The sequence below is a fragment of the Kaistella sp. PBT33-4 genome (assembly GCF_029194425.1).
GTDB lineage: Bacteria > Bacteroidota > Bacteroidia > Flavobacteriales > Weeksellaceae > Marnyiella.
Genome location: NZ_JARFYL010000004.1, coordinates 311,454 through 331,795 on the forward strand (window position 1 = coordinate 311,454; position 20,342 = coordinate 331,795).

The 20,342-nt window shown below is 44.6% G+C and carries 21 protein-coding genes; 16 read left to right on the top strand and 5 right to left on the bottom strand.

All coding sequences use genetic code 11. The annotated features are described in order from the left end of the window. Window positions 1–26 precede the first annotated feature (26 nt). The 5 genes from P0M11_RS10220 (at window position 27) to P0M11_RS10240 (ending at window position 5,262) form a co-directional block, all read left to right on the top strand. Window positions 27–2,603: a copper-translocating P-type ATPase gene (locus P0M11_RS10220; protein ID WP_275625566.1), complete on the top strand. Its 2,577-nt coding sequence runs from the start codon at window positions 27–29 to the stop codon at window positions 2,601–2,603. A gap of 105 nt (window positions 2,604–2,708) precedes the next feature. After that, on the top strand, window positions 2,709–3,245 hold the full coding sequence (locus tag P0M11_RS10225) for a type 1 glutamine amidotransferase domain-containing protein (RefSeq protein WP_275625567.1): 537 nt from the start codon (window positions 2,709–2,711) through the stop codon (window positions 3,243–3,245). Window positions 3,246–3,258: 13 nt separating this feature from the next. Then, window positions 3,259–3,861 (top strand): hypothetical protein, encoded by a 603-nt coding sequence (locus P0M11_RS10230; protein ID WP_275625568.1) that lies wholly within the window; start codon window positions 3,259–3,261, stop codon window positions 3,859–3,861. Further along, window positions 3,851–4,576 (top strand): DUF72 domain-containing protein, encoded by a 726-nt coding sequence (locus P0M11_RS10235; protein ID WP_275625569.1) that lies wholly within the window; start codon window positions 3,851–3,853, stop codon window positions 4,574–4,576. Before P0M11_RS10230 ends, P0M11_RS10235 begins: the two co-directional genes overlap by 11 nt. Then, window positions 4,573–5,262, top strand: a complete 690-nt coding sequence (locus P0M11_RS10240; RefSeq protein WP_275625570.1) for a Sir2 family NAD-dependent protein deacetylase — start codon at window positions 4,573–4,575, stop codon at window positions 5,260–5,262. Before P0M11_RS10235 ends, P0M11_RS10240 begins: the two co-directional genes overlap by 4 nt. Before the next feature lie 120 nt (window positions 5,263–5,382). Here P0M11_RS10240 and P0M11_RS10245 read toward each other — a convergent pair whose 3' ends face one another. Genes P0M11_RS10245 through P0M11_RS10260 form a run of 4 tightly spaced genes read right to left on the bottom strand, consistent with a single transcriptional unit; the run spans window position 5,383 to window position 7,875 of the window. After that, window positions 5,383–6,027 (bottom strand): response regulator transcription factor, encoded by a 645-nt coding sequence (locus P0M11_RS10245; RefSeq protein ID WP_158064175.1) that lies wholly within the window; start codon window positions 6,025–6,027, stop codon window positions 5,383–5,385. A 4-nt stretch (window positions 6,028–6,031) separates the two neighbouring features. Continuing rightward, complete coding sequence (locus tag P0M11_RS10250) at window positions 6,032–6,805, bottom strand: ATP-binding protein (RefSeq protein WP_275625571.1); 774 nt, start codon at window positions 6,803–6,805, stop codon at window positions 6,032–6,034. Between the two features lie 4 nt (window positions 6,806–6,809). Next, window positions 6,810–7,478: a hypothetical protein gene (locus P0M11_RS10255; RefSeq protein WP_275625572.1), complete on the bottom strand. Its 669-nt coding sequence runs from the start codon at window positions 7,476–7,478 to the stop codon at window positions 6,810–6,812. A 10-nt stretch (window positions 7,479–7,488) separates the two neighbouring features. Further along, entirely contained in the window at window positions 7,489–7,875 is a 387-nt protein-coding gene (locus P0M11_RS10260; protein ID WP_275625573.1) for a hypothetical protein, read from the bottom strand. A 70-nt stretch (window positions 7,876–7,945) separates the two neighbouring features. On the opposite strand from P0M11_RS10260, the gene P0M11_RS10265 reads away from it, so the two are divergent. The 3 genes from P0M11_RS10265 (at window position 7,946) to P0M11_RS10275 (ending at window position 11,350) form a co-directional block, all read left to right on the top strand. Then, window positions 7,946–8,611 carry a YggS family pyridoxal phosphate-dependent enzyme gene (locus P0M11_RS10265; RefSeq protein ID WP_275625574.1) on the top strand — a complete coding sequence of 222 codons (666 nt, stop codon included), beginning with the start codon at window positions 7,946–7,948 and terminating at the stop codon, window positions 8,609–8,611. Window positions 8,612–8,713: 102 nt separating this feature from the next. Beyond that, window positions 8,714–9,898, top strand: a complete 1,185-nt coding sequence (locus P0M11_RS10270) for a sigma-54 dependent transcriptional regulator (RefSeq protein WP_275625575.1) — start codon at window positions 8,714–8,716, stop codon at window positions 9,896–9,898. A 63-nt stretch (window positions 9,899–9,961) separates the two neighbouring features. Continuing rightward, window positions 9,962–11,350 (top strand): MATE family efflux transporter, encoded by a 1,389-nt coding sequence (locus P0M11_RS10275; protein WP_275625576.1) that lies wholly within the window; start codon window positions 9,962–9,964, stop codon window positions 11,348–11,350. Here the strand turns inward: P0M11_RS10275 and P0M11_RS10280 are convergent. Then, on the bottom strand, window positions 11,340–13,205 hold the full coding sequence (locus P0M11_RS10280; RefSeq protein ID WP_275625577.1) for an endonuclease: 1,866 nt from the start codon (window positions 13,203–13,205) through the stop codon (window positions 11,340–11,342). The two genes, P0M11_RS10275 and P0M11_RS10280, sit on opposite strands and share 11 nt — an antisense overlap. A 181-nt stretch (window positions 13,206–13,386) precedes the next feature. On the opposite strand from P0M11_RS10280, the gene P0M11_RS10285 reads away from it, so the two are divergent. From P0M11_RS10285 to infC, 8 genes are all read left to right on the top strand, one after another. Beyond that, the gene (locus P0M11_RS10285) at window positions 13,387–14,526 is read left to right on the top strand and encodes an acyl-CoA dehydrogenase family protein (RefSeq protein ID WP_187695212.1); all 1,140 of its coding nucleotides are present in this window, start codon (window positions 13,387–13,389) and stop codon (window positions 14,524–14,526) included. Window positions 14,527–14,697: 171 nt separating this feature from the next. Then, a complete protein-coding gene (locus tag P0M11_RS10290; RefSeq protein ID WP_275625578.1) occupies window positions 14,698–15,153 on the top strand; it encodes a hypothetical protein in 456 nt (151 codons plus the stop codon). A gap of 101 nt (window positions 15,154–15,254) precedes the next feature. Further along, window positions 15,255–15,722, top strand: coding sequence for a nucleoside triphosphate pyrophosphohydrolase family protein (locus P0M11_RS10295; protein ID WP_275625579.1), 468 nt, complete (start codon window positions 15,255–15,257; stop codon window positions 15,720–15,722). A 1-nt stretch (window position 15,723) separates the two neighbouring features. Beyond that, window positions 15,724–16,260 carry a thioredoxin family protein gene (locus P0M11_RS10300; protein WP_275625580.1) on the top strand — a complete coding sequence of 179 codons (537 nt, stop codon included), beginning with the start codon at window positions 15,724–15,726 and terminating at the stop codon, window positions 16,258–16,260. Between the two features lie 12 nt (window positions 16,261–16,272). Then, window positions 16,273–16,890, top strand: a complete 618-nt coding sequence (locus tag P0M11_RS10305) for a DUF4230 domain-containing protein (protein ID WP_345774363.1) — start codon at window positions 16,273–16,275, stop codon at window positions 16,888–16,890. Between the two features lie 67 nt (window positions 16,891–16,957). Continuing rightward, the gene (locus P0M11_RS10310; protein WP_209813313.1) at window positions 16,958–17,155 is read left to right on the top strand and encodes a hypothetical protein; all 198 of its coding nucleotides are present in this window, start codon (window positions 16,958–16,960) and stop codon (window positions 17,153–17,155) included. Between the two features lie 132 nt (window positions 17,156–17,287). Beyond that, window positions 17,288–19,225, top strand: a complete 1,938-nt coding sequence (thrS, locus tag P0M11_RS10315; RefSeq protein WP_275625581.1) for a threonine--tRNA ligase — start codon at window positions 17,288–17,290, stop codon at window positions 19,223–19,225. An 86-nt stretch (window positions 19,226–19,311) separates the two neighbouring features. Next, the gene (gene infC, locus P0M11_RS10320) at window positions 19,312–19,830 is read left to right on the top strand and encodes a translation initiation factor IF-3 (RefSeq protein WP_158064189.1); all 519 of its coding nucleotides are present in this window, start codon (window positions 19,312–19,314) and stop codon (window positions 19,828–19,830) included. Window positions 19,831–20,342 lie beyond the last annotated feature (512 nt).

Consider the following 20,342-nt stretch of genomic DNA (forward strand, 5'->3'; position numbering starts at 1 on the left):
GGACCTTTGGTTTTCAAATAAATAATATGGAAAACCTACATCATAAACCACATCAAGTACCCCCTTCCGAACGGATCTCGCCCAGCTCGGTATATTTCTGTCCGATGGAATGCGAAGGCGAAAAAGTATATTTCAGTCCCGGCAAACGGTGCCCTGTATGCAATATGTTCCTTGTTCCAATAGAGGAGCGCGCCGATTATCGGGATAAAGCGCCCACCTTCTCAAAAACAAACCTCCCGGAAAGCTTCAGCACCAAAGTGGGTCAGTATTTCTGTCCCATGTTTTGCGAATCCGACACGACCTATGATTCAGATAAAGGCTGCCCTGTTTGCCATATGCACCTGGAAGAAATCACTCCCGAACTTATTTCAAATGCACAGCCTGTACCGCATGGTCATGGGCCAGAGGTCCCTGAGCCTGAAAACCTGAAAGTTCATGCGGGAAAATACTATTGCCCAATGTTCTGCGAAGGCGACAAAGTGTATGACAGTAACGTTGGTTGTCCGGTATGCGGAATGGACCTCGTTCAGATTCCGGGTTCCTCTGAGGCTGGAGAGGATAAAACTTATGAAAATCTCAGGAGGAAGTTCTTCACCGCACTGGCTTTTACAGTACCTGTCTTTATACTGTCCATGGGAGGCATGATTTTCAGCTTTCCGTTTTCACACCGGATCCAGGGCATACTTGAACTGTTTCTGACCATCCCTGTTCTTTTCTATTCAGGTTGGTTCTTAATGAAGCGCGGTTGGATCTCTTTCAAAACATGGAACCTCAATATGTTCAGTCTCATTGCGCTGGGAGTGGCGGCCGCTTTCCTGTTCAGTCTCGCGGCTCTGCTCTTTCCTGATATCTTTCCGCATGAAATGAGGCACAGCGGAAGTATCCCTCTGTACTTTGAAGCAGTATGTGTCATACTTACCCTGGTCATATTGGGTCAGCTGTTGGAAGCAGCAGCGCACAGGAAAACGGGTGGAGCCATAAAGGAATTGTTGAGCCTTTCACCCGATGAGGCCACACTCCTTATACACGGCGCGGAGAAACGTGCACCGCTCTCAGAGGTAAAAATAGGCGACCTGCTGAAAGTCAAGCCCGGTGAGAAAATTCCTGTGGACGGAAAAATCACCAACGGTAGCTCTGCGGTAGATGAAAGTATGATCACCGGTGAACCCATACCTGTACAAAAAAGCGCCGGTGACCGTGTAAGCTCCGGAACGATTAACGGTAACAGTGTCTTTACCATGCAGGCTGAAAAAGTAGGCGATGAGACACTGCTTGCACAAATAATAAAGATGGTCCATGAGGCCAGCCGCAGTAAGGCACCCATACAGAAAGTCGCGGACAGAGTTTCAGGGATCTTTGTACCTACTGTGATTGCAGTCTCAATACTGACATTTGTTGGCTGGCTGGTATTTGGCGGCGAAAACAGGATGACAATGGCCTTCCTGAATTCCGTAGCGGTACTTATCGTTGCCTGTCCATGTGCGCTGGGCCTGGCTACACCCATGAGCCTTATGGTAGGCATTGGCAAGGGCGCAAGAAACGGAGTTCTCATCAGAAATGCCGAGGCGCTGGAGCAAATGCATAAAGTGGACGTACTGATTACGGATAAAACGGGGACCTTGACGGAAGGAAAACCTGGCCTGGAAGATATTTTCATATTTAATGGAGCCGGCAGAACCCAGGTTCTTGAACTGGCGGCGGCACTCAACAGCAATTCGGAACACCCTCTCGCTGATGCCGTACTGACCGCATTCAGTGATCAAAATACAGACAAGCCTGTTGGTCCGCCAGCTGTTCATAATTTTGAAAATATTGCCGGAAAAGGGCTTAAAGCAGAGTTAAATGGTTCTGTACTCCTCCTGGGTAATCAGGCATTACTGGAGTTATTTAATGTAAAAATACCGGAGGAGGCGGCAAAACATGCAGCAGCACAGCAGCAATTGGCAAAGACCGTTTCCTTCCTTACCAAAGATACTCAGGTTCTGGCTGTTCTTAGTTTTTCAGACCGGATCAAGCCCTCTTCAGATTCAGCGGTAAAGCATCTTCAGCAGCATGGAGTGGAAGTAATTATGATGTCGGGTGACAATGAACATACCGCGGGCGCCGTCGCAAAACAACTTGGTATCACAGAATTCTACGGCGCACAGCTTCCGGCAGATAAACTTAATAAAATTAAACAACTGCAGGAAGAAGGGAAGATTGTAGCAATGGCCGGCGACGGGATTAACGACGCACCCGCACTGGCTCAGGCAAACGTAGGTATCGCAATGGGCACCGGCACAGATGTGGCTATTGAAAGTGCAGAGATCACACTGCTGAAAGGTGATATCACAGGCGTTGCAAAAGCCCGCATCCTGAGCGGCGAGCTATTGAAAAATATCAAGCAGAACCTTTTCTTTGCCTTTGTATACAATGTTTTTGGCATTCCGATTGCAGCTGGTTTGCTTTATCCTTTTTTCGGAATTTTACTCAGCCCTATGATTGCGGCCGCAGCCATGAGTCTGAGTTCAGTCTCTGTAATTCTGAACTCCTTAAGGTTAAATTCGGTGGATATCAATGTAAAGGACTTGCACCACACCACTCCCAAAGGACGCGATTGCTGATTGCTACGAAAAAAGAAATGGTGATTCGAATATGTAAAAGTAAAAGTAATCAGCCATAAAAAATAACGAACAGTTAAACACCAAATAATATAAAATAATAAACCTATGTCAAATCTGGAAAAAAAGAAAATTGCTGTACTTGCAGCAGACGGTTATGAACAGTCTGAACTCGACAAACCTGTAGAAGCGCTTAAATCGGCAGGTGCCGACGTGAAAATTATTTCACTGAAACCCGGCAGTATAAAGGCGATGAAAGACCACGAATGGAGTACTTCCGTAGAGGTGGACCATATCGTAAAAGAAGTTAAGGCTGATGATTTCGACGCACTGCTGCTTCCGGGCGGAGTGATTAATCCCGACACTCTGCGTGCTGATGAAGATGCCGTTAAGTTTGTGAAGGATTTCTTCACTCAAAACAAACCTGTGGCGGCTATTTGTCACGGACCTCAAACTATTATTGATGCTGAGGAAGTAAAGGGCCGTAAGATGACCTCCTTTAACGCGATTTCGAAAGACCTGATTAACGCAGGTGCCAACTGGGTGGATGAGGAAGTCGTGACCGACGGAAATCTTACAACCAGCCGGAAACCGGACGATATCCCGGCTTTTAATGAGCGTATACTGCAGGAATTCGGTAAATAATCAAATCATACCAATGTACGAGAAGATACCACTGCAGCAAAAAGGTGCGAAAACGGATACTAAATCAGAGGTAAGCTTTGAAAGTCCTGATTTGGCACGTGCCCATTTTCAAACTGTTAAAAAACGTTTTCTCGATATAAATTCCTGGGAACTTTTTGCAGGTGAGGAAAAAGCGGAATTTGCCCTTCGCGATTCCAAAGGCACCCTCCTCCTCAGGGAACCGCTGGTCGGCGATTATATTACAATTAAGGTTCCGGGACTGCATAATACCGGACCTGACGGTTATGACTGGGTGCAGATTGAGGAGATTGATAATGAAACATCCGATATGAAAGACTGTGCCTATATCCGTGTACGGCCCGTTGCAAATCCGACCGTACCTGAAGATTCAACCGCTCATTTTTTCGGTCCGGAAGCTACTTCTAATTTCCTGATCTGGCGGGAAGACAAAACCGTTGGCGCGGAGGTTCATGGCAGAAATGAGATTCCCAATACAGAGGATGTAAGTCTGCTGGAGAAAATCCGAAACGGACTGGTGGCCATTGGTGGGATGTTTATTGCCAGCGAATTTCAGTGGAGTTCCTTTACTGACGGTCTCCTGAAATATGAAAAATAAAATTTATATAGGATGTGCGGGATTTACAGGCAGGGACTGGAAGGGAATCTTCTTCCCGGACTGCCTTGCCTCTAAGGAGGAGCTTTCCTACTATTCCACACGGTTCAATGCGGTAGAAATCAATTCCACTTTCTACCGCAAACCGCGTGTAACTACGCTGGAGAACTGGTATACACGGTCAGCAGAAGATTTCAGGTTTTTCATTAAGATGCCAAAAACCTTTACTCATATTCAAAAACTGCAAAATTCGGCACAGAATATTTTGGAGTTCTGCTCCCATATCCGGACAGGATTAAAAGAAAAGCTGGCCGGTTTTCTCTACCAGTTTCCGCCAGGTTTCCATTACAGCCAGGAGAATCTGGAGGCAGTATTGCAGAATATTCCGCTGGATTTCATCAGTGTTACCGAATTCCGGCATGAGTCATGGTGGCGCAGTGACGCTGCAAAAGTTCTGGCAGACCGGAGTATTGTGTTCGCAGGGGTCAGTTATCCCGGCAGGATTCCCAATGAGATAATCACAGTTCAACCGAAGATTGCCTATTACAGGCTGCACGGCGTGCCGGTTATGTTTAAATCGGAATACAGCGCACAATTCCTTTCGGACATTGCAGAGGACATTAAGGAAAGCGGAAGGGACTTTTACGTTTTCTTCAATAATACCTGGGGGACGGCGGGCTTAAAAAATGGTCTTGATCTTATGAAAATCATCCAATGAAAAAAAATCTTGTAGTTCTATCCGGCGCAGGCATCTCTGCTGAGAGCGGTGTGCGTACTTTCCGCGACAGCAACGGCTTATGGGAGAATCACAGAATTGAGGACGTTGCCACACCGGAAGGGTTTGCTAAAAATCCGCAGCTCGTGCTGAATTTTTATAATGAAAGGCGCCGCCAACTGAACACCGTAAAGCCTAACGAAGCCCATAGGATTCTGGTGCAACTGGAAAAAGATTTTCATGTTCAAATCATCACCCAAAATGTAGATGATCTGCATGAACGGGCCGGTTCAAGTCAGGTACTGCATCTTCACGGCGAATTGAAAAAAGTGAGACCGGTAAATTCCCAAAGTGATGCCACATTCTGGGAAGGAGACTTAAATATTGGGGATACAGACGCCCATGGAAATCAACTGCGCCCTCACATCGTATGGTTTGGAGAAGAAGTACCGGCTATAGAAGAGGCACAGCAAATTGCCTCGGAAGCCGACATCTTTCTGATTATCGGAACCTCACTGCAGGTCTATCCGGCGGCGGGTCTTTTGCACAGTATTCCTGACGGTTGCGAACTTTTCGTAATAGACCCTCACCTTCTAAACAGTTTCGCCGCAGAGGAAAATTTCTTTAAAATGAATGCTACGGAAGGGATGCGTTTGCTGCTTCCGCGACTGAATGCGATTGGTAGCTAATGAAAAGAAGCCAGCAAAGCCGGCCTCCAGTCATCATTTGTGTTTTGGTGTTCTGTTTTCAAATTTAAATGAACTTCAGTACTTAGAAAAGAGGTAAACCACCTTAATACACTTTACTTTTTAAATCATATTATGTTTCAGAGCAAAGAGCACAAGTCCTACCCTACTTTTAACATCCATTTTCGCAAATACGCTGTCCCGGTAACCGTCTATGGTCTTGGGGCTCATGCACATTTTGTCTGCAATTTCCTTATAGGTTATTTCCGTACAAGCCAAACGTAAGAATTCCTTTTCTTTAGCCTTGAGTTCGTCCAGAATATTTTTAGCTGTATCTTCTTCATTCTTTACCTTCATCAGACGCTGAGTGAGATAATCCGTATAAAAACTGCCTTTACTGTACACCGTCTCAATGGCTTCGAACAGCAGCTCAGGTGACATATCTTTCAAAAGGTAACCCTTGGCTCCGGCACGCATCATTCTGATAATCGTATGCTCATTATCCTCCATAGTAAGCGCAATCACTTTAACTTTCGGTTTTTCGCGGTGCAGCCAGGCGGTAGTTTCAACACCGTCGCGAAACGGCATGTTAATGTCCATCAGAACCACATCGGGATCCACCTTCTGGCTGTTTAAGCTGGCAATGAAATCATCTCCGTTGCAGCAGTTATAAACCACTTCATATTTGGGATTGGCAGAGATCATATCTTCAATAGCTTTTGAAACCATTTTATGGTCATCCACGATGGCAATCTTAATCCTGTACATACTTTCAGTTTTTGGGATAAACAATTTTCACTTCGGTGCCTTTGTCCTTTACCGAATCTATTGAAAAGGAGGCATTTATTACATTTGCGCGGTTGGTAATATTACTTAGGCCGCTGCCGCCTTTGCCGGTAGTTTCGGGCAGTCCTATGCCCTGGTCAATTATGCTTATTTCAAGTGTTTTGGTGCAGTCGTCCAGGATTATGTCAAGCTTCTTGGACCGTGAATGCTTCAGCACGTTATTCAGGCATTCCTGTATGATCCTGAACAGAATCAGTGAATGTTTAGGATCGATTTGGATTTCCTTCACATTATGGATGTAATTTACTTCCATGAAATCCAGTTTCCTGATGCGTCCTACCTCACGTTCGATTGACTCAATAAGTCCAACGTGCTCAATATGATGAGAAATAAACGTCTTGGAAAGGTTACGGATATCGCTGATGCACTCGCCCAGCAGTTCATTGATTTCTCTCAGAAATTCCCTGTCACCGTTCTGCAGCTGTGAACTGAGTTTGTTGTTAAGCAGTTTTGCTACAGAGAGTTTCTGGCCAATATCATCATGAAGTTCCTGACCCACATACCGAAGCGTCTGCTCCCGCATCTCAATCTGGGAAAGGGCCAGTTCCTGTGCAAATTTCAACTCCTTTTCCTGCTCCTGCAGGATGAGCTGCGATTTTTTCCTGAGGAACCCAACGTAAATCAGGACCATCATGCTGAGGACCATCAGTATAATAAGAGAAGAAAAGATAATCAGCAGTTCTGCACCTTCAAATTTCATTCTATTAAATTATACTTTTTTTTTGATTTTTCGCAAAAAAAATTCCGGCAAGCATAATTGAATATCCAATGATATTGATGGAATACAGCATAATATAAAAAATGAGTTTCTCTGTGTCCAGATCTATCCTGTTACTGAAAAAAAGAATGGGTACCAGACCAACATAGATAAAAGTAAGGCTTACAGCTACAAAAAAAGGGTAAAACGCCTTGATCAGCAGGATTTTATCGGAGTTAAAGGTGTCATTCAGAAAGATAAACAGCGAGACCAGAATCAGGAAAATACTCGTGAAATTGGTAATGTCCGGAAATACGTAAAAGAAATTCTCCACCAATACGGCAGACAAAGCAAAGTTTATTAAATGTGCTGCTACAATTCCAAGCTGTATCCTCCTGAGTTGGGGATTCTGCATCAGTTTATAAAAATAGACCAGAAACAGCAGGTATACGATGCCTATAATCCCAATTACATAATAAATAGTGGTAACCTGAACAATATGAAGACGCTGCAGAACGATCGTCGTTACCTCTGTAATAAATGTAACGCTCATTGCCGCGATTACGATTTCAATATGTTTACCCAGATATTTGCGGTAAACTACCATCAGCAGAATAATGGCCAGGTACAGCAAATTAACCGTGGTGCTGCCAAAATCTTTTATTAGATCCATCATAACTGTCTGTTTAGTAAGGAGGGCAAATGTTTGAATAATCCAGAGCAGACAGCCCGTCTATTGGTGTACAGCTTCCGTTGGTACCGTCGTCACCACGCAGAAAAACAGTTTGATGACCGGCATTGCCCGGCTTCATTCTGGGGCTGAAATAACCGCCTGGGTACTGCCCAAAGCATACAGTTATCCTGACGTTTGTAATGCCCTGTGCTTCGGCGTGGGATTTCACATAATCCAGGAACTGCTGTACAATGTCCAGTTCAAAACTGCATTCCAGCGTATCGGGAGAATTCTCCGGACGGTTGGCATTTATCAACGCATAATTCCCCTCCTTATAAGTGCTCACAAGTTGCTGCTCCTCCTCATCCGTAAGGAGGTGATCGTTTAAGTTACCCATCATTTGTGTTTTAGTGTTCAAAACAAATTTATGGTATATTTGGCGTTTGGAAAACAGGAAAAACACCTTTTTTATGAATTCTGATTCAATTGGTGACCGTTACAACAATGTTCGGACACAATTACCGCCGGAAGTACAGTTGGTTGTAGTTACAAAAACCCATCCTGCAGATACTGTGCGGGAATTATATAATTTAGGTCACCGCCATTTTAGTGAGAATAAGGTACAGGAAATGCTGACCAAACAGATGGAATTGCCCGCTGATATCAAATGGCATCTGATCGGGCACCTGCAGACCAATAAAGTGAAGCATATTGCAGAATTTATCCATCTCATAGAAAGTGTGGACAGTGAAAAACTGCTTCAGGAAATAGACCGGCAGGCGCAAAAACACAACCGCACCATCAATGTACTGCTTCAAGTAAGAATTGCTACTGAGGAGACTAAATTTGGCCTGGAAATTTCCGAAACCAGGGAGCTTTTCAGCCAGTGGACTCAGGGCCTCTACCCTAATGTAAAAATCTGCGGGCTTATGGGTATGGCCACCTATACAGATGATCAGGAGCAGGTAAAATGGGAATTCAGCACCTTAAAGCGGCTTTTCGATCAGCTGGCGGTCCAAAAGGAAATTCAAATCTTATCCATGGGTATGAGCGGCGATTACAAACTGGCCATAGAGTGCGGATCCAACTCAGTGCGTGTGGGTTCGGCCATCTGCGGTGCACGAGACTATCAGTAATAAACCGGAGGTTAAATTATTCCCGTCAAATTTACCGGCCATTGGGAACGGTTTTTGTTACATATCCAAACTTAATAATAAAATTAATCCAATCCAGCTCTTATGCAGAAAATCCTTATCGTAGAAGATGAAACCGCTATCTCCAGCGTGCTTCAAAGTATTCTTTCAGATGAATTGCCAACGTATGAATTTACTATAGCCGCCGATGGGCTTGAAGGCTATAAGTATATTGAGAAAGAGGATTTCGACCTGATTATATCAGATATTAAGATGCCGAAGCTTTCGGGAACAGAACTGCTGAAACAATCGCTGCAGGTAAAACCGGATTCCACATTTGTAATGATTTCCGGCCATGCCGACATTGATACAGCTGTGGACTGTCTGAAAGAAGGAGCCTACGATTTCATCTCCAAACCAATTGACATCAACCGTTTGATAACCAGTGTTAAAAATGCGCTGGATAAGGAAAAACTGGCTAAGGAAAATAAAAATCTTCAGAAAGAAAATTCAACATTAAAGAAGAAGGTTAACAAGAAGTACCAGATGATTGGTGATAGTCCCGCGCTCAGGAAAATCCACGAAATGATTGCTAAAGTTGCCACGTCAGATGCCCGCGTACTCATAACAGGACCTAACGGTGCTGGTAAGGAACTGGTAGCACACGCCATACATTCACAAAGTGAAAGGAGCCGCGGACCAATGGTAGAGGTGAACTGCGCGGCTATTCCATCAGAACTGATTGAAAGTGAGCTTTTTGGGCACGTAAAAGGTTCATTTACCGGAGCCATAAAAGATAAGCAGGGAAAATTTGAACTTGCGAACAATGGGACCATTTTCCTGGACGAGATTGGCGATATGAGTCTTATAGCTCAGGCGAAGGTGCTGCGCGCCCTTCAGGAAAGTAAAGTTTCACCGGTTGGAAGTGACAAGGAAATAAAAGTGGATGTTCGCGTACTTGCCGCAACCAACAAAAACATGCAGAAAGAAATTGAAGCCGGCAGATTCAGGGAAGACCTTTATCACCGTCTTTCTGTCATTGAAATCTATGTACCGCCTCTGGACGAAAGAAAAGAAGACATTAAACTGTTGGTTGAATATTTCGCCAAATCCCTGGCAGACGAACAGGGAACCGCACCAAAAGTCTTTGAAGAGGGTGCCCTGAAAAGCCTGGAAGCATTTTCGTGGACCGGGAATATCCGCGAGCTCCGCAATATTGTTGAGCGTCTTATCATTCTGGGCGGAAGTACGGTTACGGCAGATGATGTGGCCGCCTTCGTACGAAAATAATTAGCCGTTACAAATCACTTTATAAACATAGTTTGCAGTAATTTTGCTGCAAACTTTCTTTTAATGCTCCTTAACCGAAAATACACCAGAGAAGCGCTCATACTTGCTGTTCCCGTGATGCTCACCCAATTGGGGCAGGTTTCTGTACAGCTTTTTGACAATATCATCGTAGGTAACCTTTTGGGTGCCAAAGCATTGGCCGCAGTCTCGCTGGGAAATGCTGTTTTTTTCTCTGTATTCGTATTCGGACTGGGAATTTCATTTGCTATTCCGCCGCTTGTTTCAGAAGCACACGCGCAGAAGAAACACCACCGCATCAATTCAGTTTTTCGCCACGGATTTGTGCTTAACATCGCTGTAGGACTGCTGCTGATGTTGTTGCTGTTGGGTTTTATTCCCCTTCTGCCCTTCCTGAACCAACCGGCCGAAATCATTCCCGATACCCAGGACTATCTCTTTATGATGGCACTGAGTGTGTTGCCCTTCATGGCTTTTCAAACTTTAAGGGAGGTATCCGAAGGCCTGGGTTATACCGTTGGAGTTACCGTAGCTACAATTATTGCAAACGTTGTTAATATTGTCCTGAACTATATTTTAATAAAAGGATTGTTCGGATTTCCACCTATGGGCGTAAAAGGATCGGCGATTGCTACACTCATAGCCCGTGTTTTTATGATGATTTTGCTCTATTTCATTCTGCGAAAGCACGAAACAACAAGACGTTATGTAATCGCTTTCACTCTTAAGCTGAATGAATTGCGGGGCAAGATGTTCAGCCGGATGCTCAAACTGGGCTTACCTACCGCTTTCCAGATGTTTTTTGAGGTTACAGCGTTTGCCGGCGCCGCCTTTATCTGTGGACTTGTAAGCGCAACGGATATCGCTTCTCATCAGATTGCGCTCAGTATGGCCTCATTCACCTTCAACCTCTGTATTGGTTTCAGTGTTGCTTCTACAGTAATGGTTGGCCGTAAAATGGGCGAAAAGAACTTTGTGGAACTGCGTGCTCTGGGCATTAACAACCTCAAACTTTCATTTATTTATATGACTGTTTGTGGACTGTTCTTTATCTTCGGCCGCGAAGTGCTGCCCACCTTCTTTACCCGGAAAGAAGATGTAGAAGTTATAATGCTCGCGTCCCAACTTCTGATCATTGCAGCACTGTTTCAGCTGTCAGACGGTGTACAGGTTACGGCACTGGGAATCCTGCGGGGGATCCAGGATGTAAAAATCCCGAGTATTCTCACCTTCATAGCCTACTGGGTCATTACCATTCCACTGGGTTACATCCTGTGCGTCACCCTGGAAATGGGTGCTTTCGGGATGTGGATCGCTCTTGGTCTGGGACTCACGATCTCCGCGGTGATGCTGGTGGTCAGGTTTTTCAGATTATCCGCCAAAAAAATCAGGGAGCAGGCAGCCAGGATGGACAATGGACTTCCTATTGCTTGATGAACCGGAAAGATTTTGTGTTTACCCTGATAAAATAAACCCCTGACGGCAACTCTGAGACATCAACACTTTTCTCCTTCTGGTTTGAGAACTTTAAAGTCCTGATTAGTCTGCCGGAAAGGTCAAAAATCTGCGCATGTGTGGCTTTATCACCTACATCCGTCAGATAAAGCAGGTCCCGCACCGGATTCGGATAAATTCCTGCCTCAGAGTTGGTGACTAAATTATCAGCGACAGTCAGAGTACCTAAATTCTGGCAGTAATCGGTTGGATAATTCTGCCATTCAGCAGGATTGAAAAGCGTATTGGGTTGATTGGCATACTGCCTGTACAGGGACATATCTCCCAAACTGTTGAAAGTATCTTTAGTGCCGATGGCATCTACAGTACTGTTTCCTTTGTAGGCAAGTTCCACATATTGCGTACCGGTGAAGGTAAGCGGATCTGAAGCAGTGACAAATTTAGCCTGTTCGTTGCTGTAGCAGTTAAAGGTTGCGCGCGGATTCCGCACTACAAATGTTTCACCTGCTGCTGCTTTTCCTTCCAGTTGAAATGATTCGGAAAAATAGTAATTGCCGTTCACCGAATTGTAGAACTGTATCCTTAAGTTATAATTGTTCAGGTTTACCTCATGCCCTGTATTGTTACTGATCTCTACGGCATTGTTAAAACCGCTGCCGTCAATGAATTTGGTGATCATCAGATCTTTTGCAAAGGAATCGCTGTAAAGTGTCGTTGCTGAAACCGGATTGGTGACAGCTGATTCCAGATAACCCCTGTCAAAAGACCGGACTGCAAATGAATAAGCAGTGTTGGCAGTCAGACGGTCTATTGTAGCTGTATTTTCTTTAACAGTGGTGAAGGGAACTGTATTTCCGTTGATATAAACATGATACCCCAAAACATCAGCATCCGCACTGGGTGTCCAGGTTAAAGTTACAAAGTGTGCACCGGTTGCTGTTACCGCCAGACCGGACGGCGCTTGAGGAGGCAGCGCATCCGGAGTTTCGGACCATATTAAATCTACCCAGCCGGGATTGTCAATAAAGGGGTTTCTGTTTTTCTGGATGCTGTACACCGCGTTGTTACGTTCTGTTTCGCGCGTAGAGACAGGATCACTGCTGTGCCACATTTTCAGCATCTCAAGATACCCCGGATCAAAAGCATATTCTGCTGTACCGTTCAGGACGCTGGTATCATTTGCCGGTCCCGAGCCCGCTGAATAATTGAATGACCGTAGCTTGGATTCGTACCTTACTGCAAAGTACAGGATCATTCGTGCCACATCGCCCTTGTACTCATCTACAGGTTCATACACCCTGCCGCTGTAAGCATAGCCGGGTGTGTTGTCACTACGGATCTTGGATGTGTTTGTAAAAGTGTAGAAAGTTGTACCTCCACCAACAGCATGCGGATAATTACTTCTCAGTTGGTTAATGCGTGCATCTGTGGGAACCACAAAGTGCAGATCCGAATACATCGGATAATAACTGTCAAAAGTGCTTTGCGGAATGATGTGTTCACGGTTGTAGCCCACTCCTTCTGTTGATGCTGAGCCCGTCAGCTGACTGACCGTATACTCATACGCATCCGGTGCACCGGGAATTTCAGAATAAATATCAAGCAGGATATCATTGTTGGCTGGCCCATGGTCGTCATACCTGTCCAGATCGGTTATACCATAATATGCGGGTAAATCGGCATAATTCCAGTTATAATTGCGTGATATTATTTCGTGCACTTTGCTTTTTAATGCATAACCTGAAAGGCCGGCAGTTCCGTTATAATAACCCGCAGGAACCTGCGCGAAAAGTACCGCTGGCGCAAAACAGGCAAAAAAGACAATTTTTTTCATTGAAAATTTAAAGGGGTAAAATTACTCATTTCAGCGATATAGCAGCTAAAAGATAAGACCGCAACCTTACAGCCCACGGTAAACTGTTTTTAAGCTTTAATACAAAAGGATGATGATTATACGGCAAATATAATTTCCTACTCGGCTACATTTTAAGTATATTTGGCGACAAAACAAATTTATGGATATCCAGATGCAAGACAACATCAAAATGGTAGCAGAAACTGCAAGAGATTTTGCTGAAAAAAATATTAGACCAAATATCATGGAGTGGGATGAAAGTCAGACTTTCCCTGTTGAACTTTTTCACCAGCTTGGCGAAATGGGCTTCATGGGAATCGTAATTCCTGAGGAATACGGTGGTTCCGGTCTTGGCTACCACGAATATGTAACCATACTGGACGAAATCTCGCAGGTAGATCCTTCTATCGGCCTTTCAGTTGCTGCTCATAACTCACTCTGCACCAATCATATTTATGAATTCGGTAATGAGGAACAGAGACACAGATGGCTGCCAAAACTGGCTTCCGGTCAGGTTATCGGTGCCTGGGGCCTTACCGAGCACAACACAGGCTCTGATTCCGGCGGAATGAGTACAACGGCAGTAAAAGACGGTGACGACTGGATCATCAACGGAGCTAAAAATTTTATTACCCACGCTATTTCCGGCGACATCGCAGTTGTCATGACCCGTACGGGTGAGAAAGGAGCAAAAAACAACTCCACGGCTTTTGTTCTGGAAAAAGGAATGGCCGGATTCACTTCAGGAAAAAAAGAGAATAAACTGGGTATGAGGGCTTCCGAAACAGCGGAACTTATATTTGACAATGTGCGAGTACCCGATGCGAACCGTCTTGGCGAAGTTGGTTCCGGATTTAAGCAGGCAATGAAAATTCTGGATGGCGGTCGTATCTCCATCGCAGCGTTAAGCCTTGGTATTGCACGTGGTGCCTACAAAGCAGCCCTGAAATATTCTCAGGAAAGACATCAGTTCGGAAAGCCGATCAACAGTTTCCAGTCCATCAATTTCATGCTCGCTGATATGGCTACGGAAATTGACGCAGCTGAACTTCTGATCCAGCGTGCTTCCAACCTTAAAAATGCCAAAAAGCCGATGACCAAGGAAGGCGCGATGGCAAAACTTTACGCTTCTGAGGCCTGTGTACGTATTGCGAACAATGCAGTGCAGATTTTTGGTGGCTATGGTTATACTAAAGATTTCCCGGCAGAAAAATACTACAGGGACTCCAAACTCTGTACAATCGGCGAAGGAACTTCTGAAATCCAGAGACTGGTTATTGGAAGAGAGATCTCCAAATAATAAAATCAGCTAAAACAGATATAAACACTCCTTCTTTGGGGTGTTTTTTTTATGTATTAAAGAAAAACGCTCCATTTAGATAGAGCCGCACTTGTTGTTTAGATGAACTCACTATTCTAAAGGTTTTGAATTTCAAATATTTATTACATTTATATAGTAAAAGTAAATGCCATGGCAACAGAAAATATTACCGGCAAACCCTCTATGGCAGCTACAATTACTGCTATTGCCACACTGGTAACCGCGGTAGGTGGTCTTATCTATACGCTGAGATCGGGAAATTTAGGGGCAGAAAACAGTAAGGACAAAGTACAACCTGCAGTTACCGTACACGCACAGAAGGTGGAAAAGATCATGAACGGTACCGTAGGGAAAATGCAGGCAGTATTTACATTAACTTTTAATCCAAATAGTAGTACGGTAACGGGAACTTACTACAATAATGCAAAGCCCCGGAATATCTACGACCTGCGTGGCAGCATCAGCGGCAATAACCTGCATTTGAATGAGTATACAAATGGGGTACTAAGTGCAAAATGTGTTTTAGAGGCCGACGGCCGCGGCTGTTATACAGGAACCATGTATAATACTGACGGCCGGATATTCCCAATGCAGTTCTGCGAATGATACGTCGTCCTGTGTTAATGTAACCGAAACAGACTTATTAAATGGCAGTCAAACTATTTCAGGTACCTGCCGGAATCTTTACCTTTGGGAAAATTAATTGAATGGATAAAATTGACAGTCTGAATATGGTAGCTGAGTTTCATCAAACGTTTAACGCACCGGTGCTGGACAAACCACAGATTCCTGCAAGAGAGCGGGCAGATTTACGCGTGGCTCTGCTCCAGGAGGAACTGAACGAACTTAAGCAGGCGATTGAAGATAACGATATAGTGGAAGTGGCTGATGCGCTTTGCGACCTGCAATATGTACTTAGTGGCGCGGTTTTGGAATTTGGTCTGGGCGAAAAATTTCCGGAACTCTTTGCCGAGGTGCAGCGCTCAAACATGTCCAAGGCATGTGCAGATGAAACCCAGGCATTGGAAACCTTGGCTTTTTACACAGAGAAAGGGGAAGATAGTTTTTATGAGAAGTCCGGCGATAAGTTTAATGTTCACCGTAAATCGGACAATAAAGTACTGAAAAACGTGCACTACTCCCCTGCTGACCTTAAAACAATTTTAGAAAATTAAGATGAAACAATTTATCACCTCTCTTTTTATAACAGGTGCCGTAATGCTGAACATTCAGGCTTGCCGGGCACAAACCAACCCAAGGTTAAATGTAGAAACCGTTACCGAACGAGACGGCAAAATCCTGCTGGGACCGCAGATGTTAACACAGTTCGACAATGCACCCTATAACGAGTGGTTCGGTAAGGAATATCTCGAATACGCCGTGGATACAAAGTCTCTGGACGAGCTCCGTGCACAGAACTGGGACAATACCAGCATGACTGTTTTCGTGGGAACATGGTGCCCCGACAGCCACAGGGAGTTTCCAAGACTCATTAAGATTCTGAATGAAATTAATTACCCCAATGAAAAACTGACCATCATTGCCGCCGACAGAAATAAACAAACGCCCGGAGGTGAACATGCAACCTATAAGATTGAAAAAGTTCCGACAGTCATTGTAAAAAAAGGTTCTGCAGAACTCGGGCGCATCACCGAATCCCCGCTTTCCGGCTGGCTGGAGCGTGACTTGCTGCAGATCATGAAAGGTAAATAGCTTAACATTTTTATGTTGAAAAATAATAATATCATCAAAGGAATACTGATCGGAGCTGCCGCCATGCTGGTGCTTTTCCTCATGTTCCGGCGTTTCAGCACCGTCGTGGAGGAGAAAACCCGCAACGACTATTATATCCTTAAAAACCAGATTACAAAGATGAATAAGATGGTGGTTATGGAACAGGATTTCTCCACCATGCAGAAAACCAAGGTAGCCTATGAGGTGTTTGGGCGCAAGATGTCGGAAAACCAGATTTTGGCTTTCACCAGGACCAATGCCCAGGTTTCCTATAATCTGAACAAGCTGGTGATGGAAGTCGATTCGGTAAACAGAAAACTTGTCATCAAAGAAATTCCGCCGGCAGATATCCGCATCACCCCTGTGGTGGAAATACAGGCTATGGACGATTCCTTTTTTAACAGGATTGACGACGTACAGATTAAAAAGGTTACCAAAGCAGCCAAGGACGATGCTTACAAACGCGTAGATCAGAACAGGCTTCGCAGCGAGGGCCGGAAACAGCTGATGGATAATCTGAACTCAATATTTGTGCTGGCAAAAGCGCTGGATTACAGCATTGAAGATGAAACCCAAACTCTGGATCTCTCGGATTTTTCAAAGTTATAACTGAAATTTACAGTCAAATCAAAGATTGGCACCGAATTTTCAGCTTTTCAAACTTAAATGTATAACTATGGAAAAAGATAAGAACAGCAGCGTATCCAAAGACGGCAAGGCAGATGTTAAGAAGGAAAATCAGGATTACCAGAACGTGCCCGCCTCTTCGGAAAAAGTAGAAAGTGGCGAAAGCATGAAAAAAGAAGTACGGGAGACCTCAAAAACACATAAAGACGGGAAAACCCACAATAATGATGAGCACAGCGGAAGTTAGTTTCCGCTTTTTTTATTTCCGCAGCCTGGCACTGTCAGTGGGCCTGCCTGAACTGTAGTGAATTTATCTGGCTTCGGCAATGCACATGATGCGGATTTTCGTATTTTTGCATCTTAATTTTGTCTAAAGTATATGGTAAAGATCACTCTTCCGGACGGAAGCATCAGAGAATTTGAGAATGCGGTAACACCGCTCGAGGTGGCAAAATCTATTTCGGAAGGTTTGGCCAGAAACACAATTTCCGCGGTGGTGAACGGTACACAGGTTGAAGTTTCAACAAACATCGATGCCGACGCCACGGTTCAGCTTCTAACCTGGAATGATGATCTTGGCAAAAAAGCCTTCTGGCACTCCTCTGCTCACCTGTTGGCGCAGGCCATCCTCGATTATTACCCAAACGCGAAACTTACCATTGGTCCGGCCATTGAAAACGGCTTCTACTATGATGTTGATTTTGGTGATGAAACCCTGAGTGAAAAGGATTTTGAGAAGATTGAGAAAAAAATGCTGGAGAACGCCAAAAAGAACTCCACCTTCAGCCTCTATCCGGTTTCCAAAGCCGACGCGCTGAAGGAATATGCGGACAATCCTTACAAAACAGAATTGATATCCAACCTGGAGGACGGTCAGATTACCTTCTGCAGGCATGACAACTTCACAGACCTTTGCCGTGGCGGTCATTTACCGTCCACCGGAATCGTTAAGGCCGTAAAAGTACTGAACGCCGCCGGAGCTTACTGGAGGGGTGATGAAAAGAATCCTCAACTTACGCGTGTTTACGGAATTTCCTTCCCGAAACAGAAAGACCTTACCGAATATATGGAGAGGCTGGAAGAGGCTAAGCGCCGCGACCACAGGAAACTTGGAAAAGAACTTGGCATCTTTGCCTTCTCAGAAAAAGTAGGTGCCGGCTTACCGCTTTGGCTTCCAAAGGGTGCCGCACTCCGGAAAAAACTGGAAAATTTCCTTTCCGACGCGCAGAAAAAAGCAGGTTACGAATTTGTAATCTCACCACATATCGGTTCCAAAGAACTTTATGTTACCTCAGGTCACTGGGATAAATACGGCGCCGACAGTTTTCAGCCAATAAAAACTCCTAACGAGGGTGAAGAGTTTATGCTGAAGCCAATGAACTGCCCACACCATTGCGAAATCTATAAAGTGGGTCAGTGGTCTTACCGTGACCTTCCCAAGCGTTTTGCAGAATTCGGAACGGTTTACCGTTACGAGCAGTCCGGCGAACTTCACGGTCTGACCAGAGTGCGCGGATTTACCCAGGACGATGCCCACCTTTTCTGTACCCCGGACCAGCTGATGAGCGAGTTTGAAGGCGTAATTGACCTTGTACTGTATGTGTTCCGCAACCTTGGTTTCGAAGATTTTGTAACCCAGGTTTCACTCAGAGATCCTGAGAACAGGGAAAAATACATCGGCAGCGATGAGAACTGGGAAAAAGCAGAACAGGCCATCATTACAGCAGCAAAAAACAAAGGCCTTAAAACCGTTGTAGAATATGGTGAAGCCGCCTTCTACGGTCCTAAGCTGGATTTTATGGTGAAGGATGCCCTGGGCAGGAAATGGCAGTTGGGGACCATACAGGTAGATTACAACCTGCCTGAACGTTTTGACCTGACTTATATCGGAAATGATGGCGAAAAGCACAGACCGGTAATGATTCACCGTGCACCTTTCGGCTCCATGGAACGTTTCATTGCCATATTGCTGGAAAATACGGCAGGCGATTTCCCACTTTGGCTGGCACCCGATCAGTTTATTATTCTTCCGATTTCAGAAAAATATTTAGAATATTCTAAAAAAGTTTCCCATTTGTTGGAAAATCACGATATTAGCGGCTTAATTGACGACCGTAACGAAAAGACCGGAAAAAAGATCCGCGACGCGGAAATCAACAAATATCCGTTTATGCTTATCGTAGGTGAAAACGAGGAACAGTCCGGCACGGTATCTGTAAGAAAGCGTGGCGAAGGTGACCTGGGGACGATGACCACTGAAGAGTTCATCACTTATTTTAAGAAGGCCTCGGCACTCAACGCTGAGTTCGGAGCGTAATTCCGGATATTTGAATTAAGAATAACTTAAAATTTAAAACAATAGCACAGAAATTTAATTACCGAGGTAGAGGCCCACAAAGACGGGTGCAGGAAGATTTGCATCAGATCAACGAAAAAATCCGGGCTCGGGAAGTCCGTTTGGTGGGCGATAACGTGGAACCGGGGGTTTATCCGCTGGCAAAAGCACTGGAAATTGCAAAGGAACAGGAACTGGACCTTGTTGTAATTTCAGACAAAGCAGAACCGTATATCTCGCGGATTCTGGATTACAAAAAATTCCTTTACGAGCAGAAGAAAAAGACCAAGGAACTTAAAGCCAAGCAGGTAAAAGTGGTGGTTAAGGAAATCCGTTTCGGACCACAGACAGACGACCACGATTATGAATTCAAGAAAAAGCACGCCGAGAAGTTTCTGGAAGAAGGTTCCAAGCTGAAAACCTATGTTTTCTTCAAGGGCCGTTCTATCATCTTCAAGGATCAGGGAGAAATCCTGTTGCTGAAACTTGCCCAGGAGCTGGAGCACGTAGGCAAAGTAGACCAACTGCCCAAGCTTGAAGGCAAGCGTATGATTATGATGATGAGCCCTAAGAAGCCGGCGAAATAAATTGGCTGTTTGCGGTTGGCTTTTGGCTGATTGCTAAAAAATACTAAAGAGACTTGAAGGAGTCTCTTTTTTTTGTTTAAATGTATAACAGCACGAAATGAATCGCGGATAAATCTAGTTCTTTAAATAGGACTTTGTTCCAATCTTGTCTGTCAGTACATTATCTTCCGTAAGATAGTCGTTCCCGAATCTTCCAGAAACCTCTGTCAAAAATGTGAATCAATGAAGGAATTCACTGGGAGCGGGTAGCTTAATCTTCCTTATCCTTTTCCAGGGAATCAAGGTATCTTAAAAAAAGAATCCAGGAGGACTGTTCGATATAATCAATCTCCGAATCAGCTCCTGAATCCTTGTATAGTAAGTCGTCTATGTGTTTAAACGTGTGTGTAAAATTGCAGTAAAATGTTTGAATAGGTTTCGGTAACCTTTCAAAAGTAGGGAAATATTTGGGGCTGGAAGGCAAAGTTTTCAAAAATAAAACGAAAAACTTAAGACTTAAAACTTTTGAAAGC